This is a genomic window from Roseibium sp. MMSF_3247 (assembly GCF_030733765.1).
GTDB lineage: Bacteria > Pseudomonadota > Alphaproteobacteria > Rhizobiales > Stappiaceae > Roseibium.
The window spans coordinates 116691-136405 of sequence record NZ_JASHII010000006.1 but is presented as its reverse complement, the minus strand read 5'-3'; the positions used below and the strand labels follow the sequence as shown (position 1 = coordinate 136405).

General features: G+C 57.1%; 17 protein-coding genes. 9 read left to right on the top strand and 8 right to left on the bottom strand.

Annotation, left to right across the window (positions count from 1 at the left end; all coding sequences use genetic code 11):
• Window positions 1–3: 3 nt before the first annotated feature.
• The 3 genes from RBB44_RS19440 to RBB44_RS19430 form a co-directional block, all read right to left on the bottom strand.
• Complete coding sequence (locus RBB44_RS19440; RefSeq protein ID WP_306149257.1) at window positions 4–570, bottom strand: Smr/MutS family protein; 567 nt, start codon at window positions 568–570, stop codon at window positions 4–6.
• A gap of 4 nt (window positions 571–574) precedes the next feature.
• Window positions 575–1666 carry a murein transglycosylase A gene (locus RBB44_RS19435; RefSeq protein WP_306149258.1) on the bottom strand — a complete coding sequence of 364 codons (1092 nt, stop codon included), beginning with the start codon at window positions 1664–1666 and terminating at the stop codon, window positions 575–577.
• A gap of 115 nt (window positions 1667–1781) precedes the next feature.
• Window positions 1782–2519 (bottom strand): Tim44/TimA family putative adaptor protein, encoded by a 738-nt coding sequence (locus tag RBB44_RS19430; RefSeq protein WP_306149259.1) that lies wholly within the window; start codon window positions 2517–2519, stop codon window positions 1782–1784.
• 254 nt (window positions 2520–2773) lie between these two features.
• Between RBB44_RS19430 and RBB44_RS19425 the strand changes: the two genes are divergently transcribed.
• From RBB44_RS19425 to ftsY, 6 genes are all read left to right on the top strand, one after another.
• On the top strand, window positions 2774–3295 hold the full coding sequence (locus tag RBB44_RS19425; protein ID WP_306149260.1) for an FxsA family protein: 522 nt from the start codon (window positions 2774–2776) through the stop codon (window positions 3293–3295).
• 116 nt (window positions 3296–3411) lie between these two features.
• On the top strand, window positions 3412–4446 hold the full coding sequence (locus RBB44_RS19420; RefSeq protein WP_306149261.1) for an acyltransferase family protein: 1035 nt from the start codon (window positions 3412–3414) through the stop codon (window positions 4444–4446).
• Between the two features lie 94 nt (window positions 4447–4540).
• Complete coding sequence (polA, locus tag RBB44_RS19415; RefSeq protein WP_306149366.1) at window positions 4541–7486, top strand: DNA polymerase I; 2946 nt, start codon at window positions 4541–4543, stop codon at window positions 7484–7486.
• A 164-nt stretch (window positions 7487–7650) separates the two neighbouring features.
• Entirely contained in the window at window positions 7651–8562 is a 912-nt protein-coding gene (gene dapF / locus RBB44_RS19410) for a diaminopimelate epimerase (protein WP_306149262.1), read from the top strand.
• Window positions 8559–9827: a tRNA (N(6)-L-threonylcarbamoyladenosine(37)-C(2))-methylthiotransferase MtaB gene (gene mtaB / locus RBB44_RS19405; RefSeq protein WP_306149263.1), complete on the top strand. Its 1269-nt coding sequence runs from the start codon at window positions 8559–8561 to the stop codon at window positions 9825–9827. Before dapF ends, mtaB begins: the two co-directional genes overlap by 4 nt.
• Before the next feature lie 29 nt (window positions 9828–9856).
• On the top strand, window positions 9857–11254 hold the full coding sequence (gene ftsY, locus RBB44_RS19400) for a signal recognition particle-docking protein FtsY (protein ID WP_306149264.1): 1398 nt from the start codon (window positions 9857–9859) through the stop codon (window positions 11252–11254).
• Between the two features lie 41 nt (window positions 11255–11295).
• Here ftsY and RBB44_RS19395 read toward each other — a convergent pair whose 3' ends face one another.
• Window positions 11296–12399: a citrate synthase/methylcitrate synthase gene (locus RBB44_RS19395; RefSeq protein ID WP_306149265.1), complete on the bottom strand. Its 1104-nt coding sequence runs from the start codon at window positions 12397–12399 to the stop codon at window positions 11296–11298.
• A 45-nt stretch (window positions 12400–12444) separates the two neighbouring features.
• On the opposite strand from RBB44_RS19395, the gene RBB44_RS19390 reads away from it, so the two are divergent.
• Both RBB44_RS19390 and RBB44_RS19385 read left to right on the top strand, forming a co-directional pair.
• Window positions 12445–13644: a citrate synthase family protein gene (locus tag RBB44_RS19390; protein WP_306149266.1), complete on the top strand. Its 1200-nt coding sequence runs from the start codon at window positions 12445–12447 to the stop codon at window positions 13642–13644.
• 77 nt (window positions 13645–13721) lie between these two features.
• Window positions 13722–14612 carry an AEC family transporter gene (locus RBB44_RS19385; protein WP_306149267.1) on the top strand — a complete coding sequence of 297 codons (891 nt, stop codon included), beginning with the start codon at window positions 13722–13724 and terminating at the stop codon, window positions 14610–14612.
• Between the two features lie 9 nt (window positions 14613–14621).
• Here the strand turns inward: RBB44_RS19385 and RBB44_RS19380 are convergent, their stop codons facing one another.
• From RBB44_RS19380 to RBB44_RS19365, 4 genes are all read right to left on the bottom strand, one after another.
• Window positions 14622–15464 carry an oxaloacetate decarboxylase gene (locus RBB44_RS19380; RefSeq protein ID WP_306149268.1) on the bottom strand — a complete coding sequence of 281 codons (843 nt, stop codon included), beginning with the start codon at window positions 15462–15464 and terminating at the stop codon, window positions 14622–14624.
• 103 nt (window positions 15465–15567) lie between these two features.
• Window positions 15568–16038: a DUF1203 domain-containing protein gene (locus tag RBB44_RS19375; RefSeq protein ID WP_306149269.1), complete on the bottom strand. Its 471-nt coding sequence runs from the start codon at window positions 16036–16038 to the stop codon at window positions 15568–15570.
• Between the two features lie 108 nt (window positions 16039–16146).
• Window positions 16147–16518 (bottom strand): GNAT family N-acetyltransferase, encoded by a 372-nt coding sequence (locus tag RBB44_RS19370; RefSeq protein ID WP_306149270.1) that lies wholly within the window; start codon window positions 16516–16518, stop codon window positions 16147–16149.
• 195 nt (window positions 16519–16713) lie between these two features.
• Window positions 16714–17904 (bottom strand): hypothetical protein, encoded by a 1191-nt coding sequence (locus tag RBB44_RS19365; protein WP_306149271.1) that lies wholly within the window; start codon window positions 17902–17904, stop codon window positions 16714–16716.
• A 172-nt stretch (window positions 17905–18076) separates the two neighbouring features.
• Between RBB44_RS19365 and RBB44_RS19360 the strand changes: the two genes are divergently transcribed.
• Window positions 18077–19687, top strand: a complete 1611-nt coding sequence (locus RBB44_RS19360; protein WP_306149272.1) for a GMC family oxidoreductase — start codon at window positions 18077–18079, stop codon at window positions 19685–19687.
• Window positions 19688–19715 lie beyond the last annotated feature (28 nt).

The following is a 19715-nucleotide window of genomic DNA, read 5'->3' as shown; positions in this document are numbered from 1 at the left end:
TTCCTACCTGCGTTTTCTTATTCGCACATAAAGCGCGCCGGATCCGCCATGGGTCGTGTGGGCCTCTTCGTAGCCGACGACAAGGTGGCGAACATCCGGCATTGCCAGCCATTGCGGTACCATTCTGCGCAAAATTCCGCGTTCGTCCATATAGGCATAGCCGGGTCCGCCGCCCTTGCCGGTAATCACCAGCACAACCTTGTGTCCGCGCGCCTGGGCTTCATAGAGAAATCCGCGCAAGCGGTCATGGGCTCTGTCCTGCGTCAGGCCGTGCAGGTCGATCCGGGCGTCGATTTGTTTGACACCGCGCACCAGTTTCTTGCGGTACCGGTGCTCAAGCTGCCGCAATGGTGGCGGTGCTACAGGTTTCGCCGGTTCTGGTGGATGAATTGCGGTTGATGTTTTGGGAGATTTTGTAGCCGCCTTGGGTGTTGCATCTATGAACTGTTCCAGCTCTGCCATTTGAGCCTTGGCGCGCTCTGTATCAAGCGGTGTCGCTGTTTTGGCGACCTTGCCCCAGAGCTCCCGGTCTTCGGGAGACAGCATGCCCTTTCTACCGCGCTTGCTCATGCCGTCAGTTCCCGAGGCCAGTTGATCGCCTGGGCAGCAACACAGTAAAGGTGGCTCCATGCCGGATCTCACCGGCAATGCGTCCGGCATCGTCTCCGGAGCCGACAAAGATGTCGCCTCGGGATTGACCCCTGATTGCAGAACCTGTGTCGTCGGTCACCATCAGGCGGCGGTATTGCTGACCGGGTTTCTGTGGATCTTCATACTCCGCGGAAACGAATACAGGCACCCCATATGGCATGGCTCTGTCGTCGATTGCCAGACTTCGACCGGGCACGAGAGGTCGCCCGGCTGCGCCGATCGGCCCTTCGTCTGGTGCGGCTTCAGTGACTTCCCGGAAGAAGATGTAAGACTGGTTTTCCTTGAAAAGCGGGTCCCGGTCATCCGGGTTTTGTTCCAGCCAGCGGCGCAAGCCGGACATCGTGAAATCTTCCGGAGTGCCTTCACCGCGCTGAACCAAAAGCCGGGCTATTCCGGTGTAGGGGTGCCCGGTTTTTCCCGCATACCCGACCCGCATCGTCGAGCCATCAACGAGTTTCAAGCGCGCGGAGCCCTGGACATGGATGAAGTAGGCGTCGATCGGGTTGCGGAGCCAGACAAGTTCCAGACCCTCGCCATCAAGGGCGCCATCCATGATGGCACCGCGGTCGGGCATTTCGGTCACCTGGCCGTTGATCCTGCGGCCATGTGTCAGGTGTGTTGGCCAACCAGGCGGACGTGCCTTTGCTGGCACGTGAACGAGCCCATCGGGTTTTTTCAGAAGCGGGACGTTGAATTCGGCCGTTTTTTCCCGGGACGCGGCCACCTCAGGTTCGAAATACCCGGTCACGAACCCCCGCTCTCGAACCTGAAATGGTTCGAAATGGGTTTCAAAAAACGAACGCGCATCCTTTGACACTCGTGCCGCCTTGCACAGCGCGTTGCGATGGTCTTTGGAAAGCTGGAACGGTCCCCGGTTTGCAGCTGACGGCGCACCAGGCCCACAAAACCGCTTGAACGCAACGAGTGCGTCCGCGTGCTGATCTGTTGCCCAACCGCTGAGATCGGCGAATTGGACTGGTATAAGATCGGCAGGTTGGATCGGGCCTTGCGCCATGGCAGTTAAAGGTCCTGCAACAAAAAGAGACGCGGCAAAAGCCGCGCCCTTAAATACTATTGCCAAACCAGACGGCCGCGCTGATCCGCGCATGCCTGCCGGGGCACTCACGAATTTACTCGGCGGATTCGGTCGCGACCAGCTTCCAGTTCGGATCCCGCGTAGCGGTGTCACGGGCGAAGGTCCAGATATCAATGACTTCCGTCACTTTAGCGGGGTCACCATCAACAACTTCGCCGCCTTTGTCGCGTGTTGCTGAGATCAGCTGGCTATGGATCCGGACAGTAACCTGTGCGGTGGTGTCCTTGAGGGCCGCTTCCACGATTTCGGCTTTGTCGATGCCAACGAACGTGGATTCAATTGTTTCGCCGCGTTTTTCACGATCGTCAATCGCAGCGCTAAAGCCTTCAAACACGTCACGGGACAGAAGATTTTTGAGAGCCTTCTTATCGCCATCGGCAAACGCCATGACGATCATTTCGTATGCGGTTTTTGCACCTTGCAGGAAAGGTTCCGGCTCGAAGCTTCGGTCAACGGACAGGATTTGCTTCAGCGCGTTGTTCAGTGCAGAGCCAGCCGGTGCGACCTTGTCGATGACCACTTCACCATCTTCTTCCTGTCGCGCCGGAGCCATGTCGTCGTAACCGTCCGGCGATTGTTGCCCCTGATGCGGCAGCGGAATGACATTGTCCTGGCCGTTGGCCTGACCATTTTGCTGCTCCGGCTTCGAGTACGGGTCAAACGGTGGGCGTTCCTCGCCGGTGCGTTTGCCGAGAACAGAGCGCAACCGGAACAAAATGAACACCGCCAGTCCAAGAAGCAGCAGATTTAGGGGATCAAAAATTTCATTCATCTTCTATTCCGGCTACCCTTTCAGAGGCTGGTAGGCTGCCTCTGACTTGTTTTGCAAGGCCCGTGCGACGCACGTTTAGGTCAGATATGTTCTATTTAGTGGGTTCTTCAACCAGCATCCAGACCCAAGAGCAAGACTGAATTTGATCGAAGTGCACATTCCTTGCGACCGGCCGCTCGCATTTTTGTGACAGAGTGTCTACATCTCTGGGTCAGATAGTACAGATTTCCACCCTACCAGACGATGGAGCCTCCGTGGGACTTTATATCATAGCAGGCATTATACTCCTGCCTCTGATCGAAATCTCGGTTTTCATTTGGGTTGGCGAGCTTCTTGGGGTTCTGCCGACGATCCTTTTGACCGTGCTGACAGCCATGGCCGGCACACTCATGCTGCGTCAGCAGGGGCTGTCGCTTTTGATGCGTATGCAGAAGGAACTCGATGGAGGACGGGCGCCGGGCAACGAGGTCATGCAAGGCGCTATGATTGTGCTGGCGAGTATTCTGCTTTTGATCCCGGGGTTTGTCACGGACGCCATCGGTTTGCTGCTGTTTATTCCGCCGGTCCGCGAGAGCCTTGCGAAGTTCATCATCGCGCGTTCTAACGTTGTGATCATGGAGGGTGGAACCATGCGTCCGCGGAACGAGGACGGTGTTGTGGATCTCGATGCGGATGACTGGAAAGAAACCAACCATGGCCCGGATGCCGGAAGCCAAACGTCCGGTCAGCCGCGCATCAGTCCCTGGAACGATGGGTCGGAAAAGCCGAACTCATAGATTGTTTGCCATTTCCGCAGAAAATCACCGAAACGTGACTTTGCTTTATGCGTAATTTTTACCAGTTGCGCGCTAGACCTGCCCGGATTGGAGATTTCCGCAGCAGGTAAATGGTCATGGTACAGGCTCCGCGCGTTGATTGGGTAGATACGGCAAAAGGCATTTGCATCGTCTTTGTCGTCATGATGCACGCCGTTCTGGGTGTTGAAGCGGCCGCTGGTGAAACCGGCTGGATGCATGCGGTCATCGCCTTTGCAGCGCCTTTCCGGATGCCGGACTTTTTTCTGATCTCTGGTCTTTTCCTGGCTAACGTCATCACGCGGGACTGGAAGCTCTATCTCGACCGGAAAGTCGTTCATTTCGCTTACTTTTATGTGCTCTGGATGACCATTCAGTTCGCGGTGAAAGCGCCGGTCTTTGCCGGTGAAATGGGCTGGGCCGGGGCATTTCAGTTCTATCTGGTCAGCTTTTTCCAACCGTTCGGGACGCTGTGGTTCATCTACATGCTGCCGATCTTCTTTGTTGTTTGCAAATTGGCGCATGACAAAGGGGTGCCCTGGCAAGTGATGCTGGGGATTGCGGCTCTTTTGCAGATCGCGCCGATCCATACCGGCTGGCTTTTGGTCGATGAGTTCGCATCGCGCTTCGTTTATTTTTATGCTGGCTACATTTTCGCACCGAAAATCCTTGAGCTTGCAGAGTGGGCGCGGGACCGGGTCAGCCTGAGCCTCGTACTCTTGCTCGTTTGGGGCGTGATCAACGGTAGTCTTGTCTTTATCGGCTGGTCTGAATTGCCGTTCGTGTCGCTGGCCCTTGGGGCGGCCGGGGCCGGGGCCATCATTCTCACTAGCGCGCTGATCGTCAAAGCAGGCAGCATGGATTTCCTGCGCCACTTCGGCGCGAACTCCATTGTGATCTATCTGGCGTTCTTCTTCCCGATGGGCTTGTCGCGCGTGATCCTGCTGAAACTCGATATTCTTGACATCGGCACCGTGTCTTTGATCGTCAATGTCGTCGCCGTCGTCGCGCCGGTGATCCTGTTGTGGTTTATCCAGAAAACCGGGTTTGGCTGGTTCTTGTTCAAACGGCCGGAATGGGCCTATCTCGGCGGCACCTACGGCCGGAAAACGGCCCCCCAAGCGGCGGAGTGACAGGAGAGATGTGAAAGCGGTGGATTAGGTCTTTCCCCCAGTCGCGTCTGCGGGCAATATCCGCGCCATGTCGACACAAGAAACTTCCGCCGCCCTGACTGCCGACGACCACCTGATCCTGGTTGATGGCTCCACTTTCATTTTCCGCGCCTATCACGCGCTGCCGCCCTTGACGCGCAAGCCGGATGGCTTGCCGGTTGGTGCTGTCTCCGGCTTCTGCAACATGCTGTGGAAGCTACTGCAAGAAGGCCTGACGCCTGAAGAAGGCGACGAGCCCACCCATTTCGCGGTGATCTTCGACCATTCCGCCAAAACGTTCCGGTCCGACATTTATCCGGAATACAAGGCGCAGCGCCCGCCCCCGCCGGAAGACTTGGTGCCACAATTCGGCCTGATCCGGGAAGCGACGCGCGCGTTTTCCACCCATTGCATCGAACAGGAAGGCTTCGAGGCCGACGACCTGATCGCGACCTATGCGGCTCAGGCCGCCGCACAAGGTGCCCGCGTGACAATTGCCTCTGGCGACAAGGATCTGATGCAGTTGATCGGTCCGAATGTGACCATGATCGACACGATGAAGAGCAAGGTTTTCAAGGAACCGGACGTCTTTGAAAAGTTTGGCGTTGGCCCGGACAAGGTGATCGAGGTGCAGTCGCTCGCCGGCGACAGCGTCGACAACGTGCCCGGTGTGCCGGGCATCGGCCTGAAAACGGCAGCGCTCTTGATCAACGAATTCGGCGATCTGGAAACGCTGCTGGAACAAGCCGAGACCATCAAGCAGAAGAAGCGCCGGGAAAACCTGATCGAATTTGCCGATCAGGCCCGCGTCTCCAAACAGTTGGTGACGCTCAAGCAGGACGTGCCGGTCGAAATTCCGGTTGTAGATCTTTCGGTTTGTGACATCGACGGGCCGAAGGCCGTCGGCTTTTTGAAGGCGATGGGCTTTTCGACACTCACCAAACGCGTTGCGGAAGTGACCGGAGCGGAGCTTGCCAATGTCGAGGCAACGGACTTTGAGGTGCCCGGCTGGGATGTGCCGGACCACAAAGGCCGGATGATGGACCGCCCGGGCGGTATGTCCGTGCCTGATGCTGACAGCAGCGGTGCCGGCGAAAAAACTGCGCCGGACGGACTGATGGTGCCGCAGACCGTGGCTGATGAACGTGCGGCCAGGATCGGCGCGATGCCGGTTGATTCCAGTGTCTATGAGACCGTCACAACGCTGGAACAGCTGCAGCCCTGGATCGATGCGGCCTATGAAAAGGGCTATGTCGCCTTCGACACGGAAACCACCTCGCTCGATGCCATGCAGGCCGAGCTGGTGGGGATTTCCTTGAGCTCCGAACCGGGCAAGGCCTGCTACATACCGCTGACCCACAAGGACGGCGAAGGCGACCTTCTCGGCGGTGGTGGACTTTTGCCGGACCAGATCCCGCTCGACGATGCGCTGAAAGCGCTGAAGCCGATGCTGGAGGACCGCGGCGTCCTGAAGATCGCACAAAACCTCAAATACGACTGGCTGGTGATGACCCGCCATGGCGTTGACGTCGGCCCTTATGACGACACCATGCTGCTTTCCTACACCGTGGATGCGGGCAAAGGCGGCAATGGCATGGACGAGCTGTCGGAGCGCTGGCTCGGTCACAAGCCGATCCCGTTCAAGGAGGTATGCGGCTCTGGCAAATCGATGATCACCTTCGACAAGGTGGCGATCGACAAGGCAACCGCCTATGCGGCTGAGGATGCTGATGTCACCTTGCGCTTGTGGTTGATCCTGAAACCGCGTCTTGCCAGCGATCATATGGCGACGGTCTACGAGACATTGGAGCGCCCGATGGTGCCGGTGCTGGCGCGCATGGAAAGGCGCGGCATTTCCGTCGACCGTCAGATGCTCTCCCGTCTGTCCGGCGATTTCGCCCAAGGCGCGGCTGCGCTTGAAAGCGAGATCTACGAGCTTGCCGGCGAAACTTTCAACGTCGGTTCGCCGAAACAGCTCGGCGATATTCTGTTCGGCAAGATGGGTCTTCCCGGCGGCAAGAAGACCAAGACCGGGGCCTGGTCGACCTCGGCGCAGGTTCTGGAGGATCTTGCCGCCGAAGGTCATCCGCTGCCGTCGAAAATCGTTGAGTGGCGGCAGCTGTCAAAGCTGAAATCCACCTACACAGACGCTCTGCCGGGCTACATCAACCCGGAAACAAAACGGGTGCACACCTCCTATTCACTGGCGGCAACAACGACTGGGCGGCTGTCGTCCTCGGAGCCGAACCTGCAAAACATCCCGGTCAGAACAGAGGCCGGCCGCAAGATCCGCCAGGCCTTTATTGCTGAAAAGGGTCAGAAGCTGATCTCGGCCGACTACAGCCAGATCGAATTGCGCGTGCTCGCGCACATGGCGGACATTCCGCAGCTGAAAAAGGCGTTCGAGGACGGGCTCGACATTCACGCCATGACGGCAAGTGAAATGTTTGGGACGCCGATTGAGGGCATGGACCCGATGGTCCGCCGTCAGGCCAAGGCCATCAACTTCGGCATTATCTATGGCATTTCCGCCTTCGGCCTTGCCAATCAGCTGGGCATCTCACGCGGTGAGGCGGGCGACTACATCAAGACCTATTTCGAGCGTTTCCCGGGCATCAAGGAGTACATGGAAGCGGTCAAGAAACAGGTCCACGCGGATGGTTATGTCACCACGATTTTTGGCCGCAAGGCGCATTATCCGGACGTGAATACCAAGAACCCGAACATGCGCAACTTCTATGAGCGGGCCGCGATCAACGCGCCGATCCAGGGCTCTGCGGCCGATATCCTGCGCCGGGCCATGGTGCGTATGGAAGACCGCCTAGCCGCTTCAAAGCTGGATGCTCAGATGTTGCTTCAGGTGCATGACGAACTGATATTCGAAGTGCCGGAGACCCAGGTCGAGGCGACCATCCCGCTCATCAAGGACGTCATGGAAAACGCTTGCGATCCTGCGCTGAAATTGTCGGTTCCGCTCCAGGTCGACGCTCGCGCCGCCGACAATTGGGATGAAGCGCACTAAGAAGCACGACGGTTCAGCACCGCCATGCCGTCATTGCACATCTGCACTGCCAACCCTTTGGGGGGAGAGATCTGGTAATTTCTTCACAAATCCGTCATATAAGGCGGACTATGGCGATGAAATGCGCCTGGATCTCAACACCCAAAAGATAAAGTGCACCCGGTATGGCGTCTGAAACCAGACCCTTTTTGAAGATGAACGGCCTTGGCAATGATTTCGTGGTCTGGGACGCGCGGGAAAAACCGCTGCGCCTGAACAAGGATCAGATTGCCAAATTGGGCGATCGGGAGCATGGCATCGGCTTTGATCAAATGATCACGGTTGAGCGGTCCACGTGTGGTGTCGATGCCTTCATGCGGATTCACAACAGTGATGGCGGTCAGGTCGACGCCTGTGGCAACGCCACGCGCTGCATTGGCCGCCTCCTAATGGAAGAAAGCACCAAGGATCTCGTCACAATCGAGACCAATGCCGGTCTTCTGCATGCCTTTGACGCTGCCGGTCTGCGAAATGTGACCGTCGACATGGGCAAGCCGCGCCTCAATTGGGATCAGATCCCCTTGGCTGAAGAGTTTGCCGATACACGGGCGATCGAACTGCAGATCGGGCCGATCGATGAGCCCATCCTGCACACGCCGGCCGTGGTCAACATGGGCAATCCGCACGCGATCTTCTGGGTCAAGGACGTCGAGGCCTATGATCTGGCTCGCGTTGGTCCGCTTTTGGAGCGTCATCCGATCTTTCCGGAAGGCGCGAACATCTCTTTGGCGCATATTTTCGATGACGATCAGATCCGTGTGAAGGTCTGGGAACGCGGGGCCGGCCTGACACTGGCTTGCGGCACAGCCGCGTGTGCTGTCGGGGTTGCAGCTGCGCGGGACGACAAGAGTGGACGCAAAACCACCATTCACCTGCCTGGCGGCCCGATCGGCATTGAGTGGCGGGAAAGGGATGGTCATGTGCTGATGACCGGCCTGACGGAAGTTGAATTCGAAGGCGAAGTTGATCTTGAGACGCTCACGTGGCGGAAGACAGGCGGCGGGGACGCCCCCCTGGAAGCTGGGGCTGCGTCATGACCATCGACGTTGTTACTTTTGGTTGCCGGCTCAATTCCTACGAGTCGGAGGTGATGAAGCGTGAAGCCGAGGCCGCGGGTCTCAAGAACGCCATCCTCATCAACACCTGCGCGGTGACGAACGAAGCCGTGCGCCAGGCGCGCCAGGCGGTGCGCAAGGCCAAGCGCGACAATCCGGACGCCAAGGTCATTGTTACCGGTTGTGCGGCGCAAACCGAAACCGATACGTTTTCGGAGATGACCGAAGTTGATCTGGTTCTCGGCAACACCGAGAAGCTGGAGCGCAAGTCCTACGCCGATGTCGCAGCGTTCGGCATCTCAGAGACCGAGAAGGTGCGCGTCAACGACATCATGAGTGTCGAGGAAACGGCCGGTCACCTGATCGACGGTTTGACCGGCCGTGCCCGGGCCTTCGTTCAGGTCCAGAACGGCTGCGATCACCGTTGCACGTTCTGCATCATTCCCTATGGCCGCGGCAATTCCCGTTCCGTGCCGATGGGCGTTGTGATCGATCAGATCAAGCGGCTGGTTGACAACGGCTACAATGAAATTGTCCTGACCGGTGTCGACATTACGTCTTACGGCGCGGATCTGCCGGGAGAGCCGAAGCTCGGCACCTTGACGGCCAAGATCCTGAAGATGGTGCCGGACCTCAAGCGGTTGCGCCTGTCCTCGATCGATTCCATTGAGGCGGATGAGGAGCTGATGCAGGTCATCGCCGATGATCACCGCTTGATGCCGCATTTTCATCTGTCTTTGCAGGCAGGTGACGACATGATCTTGAAGCGGATGAAGCGCCGCCATCTGCGTGCCGATACGATCAAGTTCTGTGAAGATGTCCGCAAGATGCGCCCGGATGTGGTGTTTGGCGCCGATATCATCGCCGGTTTTCCGACAGAAACCGAAGAGATGTTTTTGAATTCGCTCAAGATCGTCGACGAATGCGGCCTGACACATCTCCACGTCTTCCCGTTTTCACCGCGACCGGGAACACCGGCAGCGCGGATGCCCCAGCTTGACCGGAGCATCATCAAGGAACGCGGTGCGCGATTGCGTGAAAAGGGCGCGGAAGTCCTTGCGCAGCATTTGGCGATGGAAGTCGGCAAGGTTCGGCCCGTTCTCATAGAGAAAGAAGGCCTTGGCCGCACGGAACAGTTCACCCAGGTCGAACTTGCAGGCGGAACGGCCGGAGAGATTGTCGAAACGAGAATTATCGGCCATACCGGACGCCATCTGTTGGGCGAAGCCCTTTCCAAGGCGGCTTGAGCGGCGGCCGAGTTTTTTAAGGCGGATTTATGAGCGAGAAGAAGCGCGGGTTTTTTGGGCGGCTCTTTGGCGGCAAAGATGCGCCTGATGAGCCTGAAACCCCAGCTGTAGAGGCTTCGGAAGACACTTCTCCAGCCGCAGAAACGCCGGACGACACGCCGACGACCGTTGAGATGGAAGTTGCGCCCGTTGCCGCAATGGGCAGCGAGCCTACTGTCCTGTCTGCGCAGACCGGCCCGGATTTGTCGCCACAGATCGCACCAACCGTTCCGCCGGTGCTGCCTGAGGTCGATATTTCGACTGATCTTGGTGCAGATGAAAAAGAGCCCGACCTCCCGGACGCACCGGTTGAAAGCCCCTCGGACGAAACAGCGACCGAAGAGGCGCCGGAAGTTCTAGAACCCGTCGAGCCGATCGAACAACCGGCGGAGATTGAACCGGACGCAGAGCCATCTGCAGCTGCCGTACCGATCGCGGCAACGCCTGCTCCTGCACCCGTTGAGGAAGAAAAACTCTCCTGGTTCCAACGGCTGAAAAAGGGTCTCTCGCGGTCTTCTTCCGCATTGACGGACGGCATCTCGTCAATCTTTACCAAGCGCAAGCTTGATGCGGCGATGCTCGAAGAACTGGAAGACATCCTGATCCAGGCGGATCTTGGTGTTGATACGGCAATGGCAATAACCGAGCGCCTGTCTGACGGCCGCTACGACAAGGAAATTTCCCCTGATGAGGTCCGCGAAATCCTCTCAGAGGAAGTGGAAAAGGTTCTGGCACCTGTCGCCGAACCGCTGGATCTGAATACCGGCAAAAAACCGCACGTTGTCTTGATGGTCGGCGTCAACGGGACCGGCAAGACCACCACCATCGGCAAGCTCTCCAAAAAGCTGCGCGAAGAGGGCAAGACGGTCATGCTGGCCGCTGGCGATACATTCCGCGCGGCTGCTGTCGAACAGCTTAAGATCTGGGGTGAGCGCACCGGCGCTGAAGTCATTGCCCGCGATACCGGAGCGGATGCCGCCGGTCTTGCCTTTGATGCAATGAAGGAAGCGACCGAAAAACAAGTCGATGTTCTCCTGATCGACACCGCCGGCCGCCTTCAAAACAAGGCGGAACTGATGGATGAACTGGAAAAGGTCATCCGCGTGATCAAGAAGCATGATCCGGACGCGCCGCACACCTGTCTCCTCACCCTGGATGCGACAACGGGGCAAAATGCACTCAATCAGGTCGAGATTTTCGGCAAGGTTGCCGGCGTCACCGGACTTGTCATGACCAAGCTCGACGGCACAGCGCGCGGCGGCATTCTGGTGGCCATTGCCGCCAAACACGGCCTGCCGGTTCATTTCATCGGGGTTGGCGAAGGCGTGGAAGATCTTGAACCGTTCTCCGCCAAGGATTTTGCCTCGGCAATTGCGGGCTTAGCTTAAGCGCATTGACGAACCGCCCGGCAGTGCCGGGCGGGGTTACTTTACACCGGTTTTGGGCCAACATATCGGGACGCCGGGCGGATCAGTTTTCCTGTTGTCTGCTGCTCCATGACATGCGCGCACCAGCCCGGCGTGCGTCCAACGGCAAAGAGTGGCGTGAACAGTGTGCGGTCTATTCCGATCGCATCAAGTAGGACCGCTGTATAAAACTCAACGTTCGTATCGAGCGCCCGGTCCGGCTTGGCACTGCGCAGAGCGATCGATGCGGCTTCTTCGATCTTTTCGGCAAGGCTAACTTTTGGATTTCCAGCCTGAAGTGTTCTGAGGCCTGCCTTCAAGACATCTGCGCGCGGGTCCCGTGTTCGGTAGATCCGGTGCCCAAACCCCATCAAACGCTCCTTGCGGTTCAAGGCTTCGGAAATCCAGTCTGCTGCGTTTTCCGGGGCTCCAATGGCATCAATCATATCGAGCACCGGTCCCGGTGCGCCGCCGTGAAGCGGACCGCTCAAGGCCGCCATGGCGCCAAGCACGGCTTGTTTCATGTTGGCTTCCGTCGAGCCTATGACCCGGGCGGTGAACGTCGACGCATTCAATCCGTGATCCAGGATGGTGACCAGATACCGGTCAAGCGCTGCAATGTGCTCTGCGTCCGGCTCCTCATCTCCCATCATGCGCAACAGATCCTCCGCTGTCGTGAGGTTCGGATCTGGTGCGATCGGGTTTTCGCCTTCAGAAACACGGCAGGCGGCGGCAAGAAACACAGGCAGAGCGCCGCTGATTGTCACGGCTTGCGGGAGGCCCGGAGCAAGGGGTAGAGCGGCAAGGCCGACTTGCATCCGTTCATAGATACTCAGCTTTCCGGAAGATGCTTCGATCAACGGCACACTGGAAAACGCAGCTTGGCGTGCATCGCCCATGGCTTTTCTAAGTTCATCGGCATCACAAAAGACATAACTGTGCCAGAGATGAAGGATGGCGTCCTCGAACCAGACCTTGCCGGCGAGGTCTTCGATCCGTTTGCCGCGCAGAACCAGTTGGCCGTTCAGACCATCGACATCGCTAAGGCCTGTGTGGGCCGCGACAACACCTTCCAGACCGGAGGCTGGGTCTGCGGTCAGTGTTCCGGGATCGGGTGCTTTTGTCATGATCATCTCCTTGTTCTGGAAAGCACCTAAGTAGAAGTCATTGCATTGATCAATCTTGATAAATACAATCAATATATGAACACGCCGATCTATCTCTCCGCGAAAGAAGCTGCCGCTGAACTCGGCGTTCAGCCGGCCACGCTTTATGCTTATGTCAGCCGAGGCCTGATTGAGTCTGTCGCCGGGCCGGGCAAACAAAGGCGCTATGATGCGGCTGATGTGCGTCGTCTTAAGGGCCGGAGAACGACGGAGGAGGTTTCCGGAAGCCGCCCGTTAACTGGTGACCCGGTGTTGGAAACCGAGCTCACGATGATCTCCCAGGAGGGCGCTATCTATCGTGGGCGCCCGGCTGTTGATCTTGCTGAAAATGCCACTTTGGAAAGCGTTGCAACGCTTCTTTGGGATTGCGGTGATGATCCCTTTGCCGAACCTGCGCCCCTAGCGCCGCCCGAACTTCCCGATGGGCTGGGGCCGCTGGACAGGGTGATGATGGCGCTGGCAGCCTGGCCCCTGCAGGACCGGGCAGCCCATACGCAGGCCGTGAAACTGCTGCGGACAAAAGGGGCTGCGCTGCTGCGCTACGGTGTTGCCGCTCTTCTTGAAACCGAGCCGCAAACCATCCCCGTTCACACGCAGATCGCGCAGGCCTTTGACGTTTCATCGCGCGCAAAGAACCTGATCCGGGCGGCGCTCGTTCTTTCTGCCGATCATGAGCTGAACACAAGCACCTTCGCTGCGCGCTGCGCGGCATCTACGCGGGCGCCTTTGCATGCGGCGCTCTTGTCCGGCCTGGGGGCGTTCACGGGACCACGTCATGGCGCGGCGTCCGGCCGGGCAAATGCTTGGATGGCCGAAATCGATGCGGATACGGACGTTGAGGCCTTGATTGCCGACCGATTGGGGCGCGGCGAAACCCTTCCAGGGTTCGGCCATAAGATCTATGTCGACAAGGATCCGCGCGGTCACTGGCTGATCACCAACCTGATGGCTTCAGAACCGGATCATCCCTTCGTCCAGAAATTGCCGGCAATCCTGAAGGCAGGCCATGACCTCTTTGGCCTCTTTCCAAACATCGACTTTGCGCTTGCCGCCATGCAGAAGACCTATGATTTGCCGAAAGACAGCGGCAAGATCATTTTCTGCGCCGGACGGATGGCCGGTTGGATTGCGCACGCGTTGGAACAATACGGCGCGCAAGAACAGATCCGGCCGCGCGCAACCTATGTCGGAATTCGCGACAGTTGATAGCAATTCGATTGAATAGGTACCTGCGACACGGCTAAGCTTTTAAAATTGTTGGGTTCGCCGGAGCGGATGCTGTCATGGACGTAATCATCGGACATGTCGTTACTGTCATGCTGCCCGTGCTTTTGTGCGTGCTGCTCGGATATGGCCTGGCGATTCTGAGAGCACCTTTTGACCGGAAAATGTTTGGCAGCCTTGTCGCCAATGTCGGCTACCCGGCCTTGATCCTGTCTCACCTTGCCAAAGACCACATCGAACTCGGCGCCTTTTTGAATGTGCTGTTGGCCGCTGCTTGCATGATATTGATTTTCGGTGTTCTAGGCTTCGGGATCCTGAAGCTGCTGGGTTTGCCTGTTCAGGCCTATTTATCTCCCATGATGCTGTCGAATGTCGGGAACATCGGTCTGCCGGTCACAACGCTGGCTTTCGGTGCGGAAGGCGCGGCGGTGGCTTTGGGCTTTGTTGTTGTGGTCCTTGCTGCGATCTTCACCATTGGGGTTGCGCTACCTATTGGCAAACCCGACTTCAAAACCCTTGCCAAGCAACCGGTGATTTATGCCGTCATGGTGGCTTTGGTTCTCATGGAGACGGATTGGAGCTTGCCCGGCCCGGTGGATCAAAGCCTCAGCATTCTCTCCGGGTTTGCCGTTCCCATCATGCTGTTGACGTTGGGCCACAGTCTTGCGACGCTGAAATTCGGCAATCTCGGCCGCGCAGCCACGCTATCCGTGATCCATATCTGCTTTTCTGTGGTTGCCGCTTTGGCGCTTACAAGCGTATTTCCGTTCAGTGGTGCAAAGCAAAAAGCGGTCATTCTGCTCTGCTTCATGCCGCCATCCGTTGCGACCTATCTGGCGGTATCGCAACATCGTCCTGACGACGCACCTGCTGTTGCAGGCTTCATTTTCCTGTCGACGCTGATGACATTGCTGACGCTTCCGCTTGTACTGACCTATGGGGCAGCATGAGCGGAAAGATCAGGGTTTTGCCTTCATGAAGTCTTCGAAATTGACAGGCATTTCTGCACTTGGGTCCCGATCGAAGCAGCCGAACGAGCCGCCGTCCTTCATGTCTTCTGCCGCAGCCGTGAAGGCGCCGTAAGCAAGCCGCGCCAGGCCAGCGCCAATCGAGATCCGGGCAACACCGAGATCTCCGAGTTCTTTGCGGGTGAGATGAAAATTCGGGCGGCCGGCCAAGATGTTCAATGGGGCATCGACGGTCTCCAGCACTTTGGTAATTTGTGCCTTGTCCTTGAGCATCGGGGCGTAAACGCAATCAGCGCCTGCGTCCTTGAAGGCATTGAGACGTTTGATGGTCTGTTCTAGCTCATGCTCCGACTTCACCGGGCCTTCACTGCGGGCAGTCAGAACAAACTCAGGGGCATTTTCCTTAACGTAGGCGCTGGCCGCCTTGATCCGTTCAACGGCCAAGTTCAGCGGGTAAAAGGGGTTCTTGGGATTCTGCGAATAATCCTCAATGGAGCACCCGGCAAGACCAACTTCGATCGCACCCTTGATGGTTTCAACCACGTCTTCAGGGCTGTCGCCAAACCCGTTCTCAAGGTCGCCGTTGACCGGCAGGCTGGTCACGGAAATGATATCAGCGGCGTGAGCCAGCGCATCATCCCGCCCAATCAGGCCTTCAGCATCCCGAACACCTCGGGCCCATGCAAACCCGGCACTGGAGGTTGCCAACGCATCAAAGCGCATGCCGTCCAGAATACGGGCGGAGCCGATGTCGAACGGGTTGGGCATCAAAAAGGCTTTGCCCTTCACATGAAGCGCCTTGAAGGCGGAACGGCGTTGCGCGGCAGTAACCATCAGTGTTCTCCCAAAGCATTTTGAATTTGAGTATAGCCCAACATCGGAAAAACGAACGTGACATCTGCCGGATTATCCAAACGCAACGCCGGTTATTGAGGTCCTATGCCTTTGGTTCGGGGCGGACAACGCGGGCCGCGAAACATCCGCGGCGTGCATAATGCAGATGGATGTAGTCCACAGTTGGGTTTCCGAAGAAATTTGCAATCAGATCTTGCACCTCGGTTCCCTCGATGATTTCCGCATCCACGATTTCGTGCGCTTCGTTAAAGGCGCGGACGGACAAAAGCCGGCTTGTGATTGAGGCCGGGATGTCGCCTTGGTCCGGATGCGCTTCTTCAGCGCCTTCTTTCACGAAGATCGCGTGCCGGGATCGATAGGGTGAATTTCCCGGCTGGTGCTCGAAATTCAGAAGAAACACACGCTCGCCCGCCGTAACGTCTTCAAGGGACACACGGCAGGGAAAGCCGCCATCTGAGATATGAACCTGAACGCCGCGCTCGGACAGTTCGGCGTTCGAAAGACCGTTCAGGTCGGAAAAATGCTCTGCCGGAAGTGGTTGGATTTGAAACATGGACTTCGTCCTCCGTTGCTATTGGCAGGACGGTAGGCGGCGACGCTGCCGGAAACGACCCGATTTGCGAGCATGCGAAACCGACATCCATAGACTGGCGAAACAGTGTCAGGGATACGTTCCAACACGGCGCGCCATTCCAACAGACCGCGGCGCTGTCTCGTGAAAGCCGAATTTCTCATAGAGCGTGTTTGCCGGCACATCCGCGATCAGGCTCATATAGGCTGATACCGGCAGTTCTACCTCAGCCCACATCATCAGACGTTCCATGATCGTCCGGCCCAGGCCTTTGCCCTGGTATGCAGGCAACACGGCAATATCGGTGACCTGAACAAATAGGCCGCCATCTCCGACAAGACGCCCCATGCCGATTGGAGTGTCACCGTCAAATACCATCACGGCATGCAGGCTGTTCTTCAGTCCGAGTTCTGCGGCTTTCAATTCATAATCGCCAAGGCCGCAGTCTTTGCGAAGTTGCAAATAGGTCTCGGGCTCTGGGACTTGGTTCTTGATCTCAAATGTCAAAATATACCTCGGGAATCATGCGTTTATGTCTGAAGAATGGGTCTCATGTTGGCCGAACAGCAAGGCGCAATGGGCTCAGGCGACATCAACAAAGGTTGAGATCAGGCCAGAACAATGAAATTTGGAGCACTTGAGCTGTGTTCAGTGGTGTCACGTTCGACCTGCGCCAACGAGTGAATCGCTCTGGCTTTGCTTGTGCCAGGAGATCAGCAGGATCATTCCCATGATGATGAGGTACGGCACATAGAACCGTGTCTCATAGTGTGGGAACACGAGATACTTTGCACATATTGATACGAAAACCGCATAGAGCAACACACGGGTCCGTTCTGCCATCTCTGTCACCCGAATGAGTTTTGCAAAAAACAGGACCTGCGCGATCAGGACCGCGAGCCAAGTCTCACCCATAAGTGACCGCACTGTCGCGCGAACGAGCATCTGGACATAAGCGGTTATCGAAAACGGCGGATCAAAGCCTTCGAGCGTTAGAACGAATTCAATGTGTGAAAACCACATATGCACCCACCAACCAGGGTGGTTTGCACCTTTTGTCAGCCAGACATAAAGACTGAAGCACACTGCAAAACAGCCGGTCATCCACCATCGTCCCGGACCGTAGATCGCTGCGAATACGAAAAAGACGCCAATGAAGGCCAAATGATCGGGGCGGACCAGAAAGGCACATAAAAGACTAACAGCTGCCAACCAATCGAGCTTCTCCAGATAACTCATGGCTGCAAGGAGCAGGAAGACGGTGCAAAAAAGGTCCGGTGTCACCAATTGTGCCGCCTCGGTGAAACCGGAGAGGGTCAGCAGCACCGCGACCGGCAAACCATACGCCAGTGCCTGATTGCGGGCCATCCAGACAAGCAAAAGCCCCCCGATGGCAAGTATCGAAGCCTTGGAAATAAGCCGTAGCGCCTGAACCGGATCCATGAAGCCGGTCAGCAGTCTTGCTGTTTCGATGTAAAGGATCTTTAGACGATAAAAGCCCAGCATGGTCATGAAGGCATCGGGGTTTTCTGCCTGATGGATCCGGTAATCCCGGTCCTGAGTCAGGATCAGATATTCGCCAGGCGAAACATTCTTTTCAACGAAATCATAGCTTTGCCGGTGCAATTCAGCCGGGTCGTCAACAGATGGCTCCAGAACACTGGCCGTGTAAGCGAACATGTCCCAGTTGGAACCCGGAAAAACGTGCACAACAGCCGTGGTCATGGCGATAAAGAGCACAAAAATTAAAGCACCAATCCACTGCCGCAACGGTCGATAGAGCGTATTGGCTGTTTTGAAACAAACCAGGAAGCTTTGTTCCAACAGGCGTTGAACAGGATTAGACACGAAGGGCCCCTTCAGCTGAAAGCAGCCTGCAGCTTAGGTGGGACTTGTGAGAAATACGTAAACACATGACGTTCGGCCTCTGTGCACTCAGGCCGCTTATGCCCTCTGGCTGACTTGACCAGTTGGTCGGACCGTGTCTCCATCATGCTCAAATAAAGGTGCGGGAGGAACAATGCGCGACCTGGGTGATTGGGATTATGTAATTGTTGGCGCGGGAACAGCCGGGTGTGTCCTGGCCAACCGTTTGTCAGAGGATCCAGGCGTCAAGGTTCTGCTTCTGGAAGCGGGAAAGCGCGACAATTACATCTGGGTCCACATTCCCGTTGGCTATCTCTATTGCATCGGCAATCCGCGCGTTGATTGGGGTTTCAAGACCGCACCCGACAAGGGGTTGAACGGCCGGTCACTGGTCTATCCGCGCGGCAAGGTGCTTGGCGGCAGTTCATCCATCAACGGCATGATTTACATGCGCGGCCAGGCTTGGGACTATGACCATTGGCGCCAGCTCGGGCTTGCCGGTTGGGGCTGGGATGACGTTCTGCCCTATTTCCGGAAATCGGAAGATCATTATGCGTGGGACGACGAGCTCCATGCTCAGGGCGGCAACTTGCGCGTTGAAGAGCAGCGCATTTCCTGGGAATTGCTTGATGCCTTTCGGGATGCCTGTGAAGAAAACGGCATTCCCAAGATCCGGGACTTCAACAAGGGTGACAATTTCGGATCTGCCTATTTTCAGGTGACTCAGAAATCAGGTATGCGCTGGAACGGGGTGAAAGCGTTTTTGAAACCGGCCCAGAACCGGCCGAACCTTAATATTGTGACCGAAGCTCATGTGGCCCAGATCCGCTTCGAGAACGGCCGGGCCTCCGGTCTCGATTTGGAGGTTGCGGGCGAACCGGCAACGGTAGCGATTTCCGGAGAGCTGCTGGTGGCTGCCGGCGCAATTGGATCACCGCAGCTTCTGGAGCTCTCAGGCATCGGCAATCCGGAGGTCCTGTCGAACGCAGGGATCGAAACACGGCATGCGCTGCCGTCCATTGGCGAAAACCTGCAGGACCATTTGCAGCTTCGTCCCGTGTTCAAGGTGAAGAACGCAAAATCCCTGAACAAGATGGCAAAGACCTGGACCGGCAAGGCGAAGATTGGTCTGGAATATCTTCTCAAGCGATCCGGGCCAATGTCGTCCGCGCCGAGCCAGCTTGGTGTGTTCGCCAAGACCGATCCGTCGTTCGAGACGGCGAACGTGGAATATCACGTCCAGCCGCTGTCGTTACCCAAGTTTGGCGAGCCGCTGCATGATTTCCCGGCGATGACGGCGAGTGTCTGTAACCTCCGCCCTGAAAGCCGGGGCCATGTGCACATCACGTCACCGGATAAAGGCGCGCAGCCGGAAATCCAGCCGAACTATCTCTCTGCAGAAGCCGATCGCCGGGTGGCGGCCGACAGTATCCGGCTCACGCGCAAACTCATGGCATCGCCTGCCATGGCACGGTTCGAGCCGGAGGAGTATCTGCCAGGTCCCGATCTCACCAGCGAAGACGAGTTGATTAAAGCCGCGGGAGACATCGGCACCACGATTTTCCACCCCGTCAGCACGTGCCGGATGGGTGTCGATGAGAAGTCTGTGGTTGATGACCGCTTGAGTTTGCGTGGTTTTGAAAACATCCGGGTGATTGATGCATCTGTGATGCCAACCATCACCTCCGGCAACACAAATGCTCCGACTGTCATGATCGCGGAAAAGGGCGCGGACATGATCAAGGCCGACCGGCAGGCAGGATGATCTGTGTCTTGATCTGACCGGTTGGCAA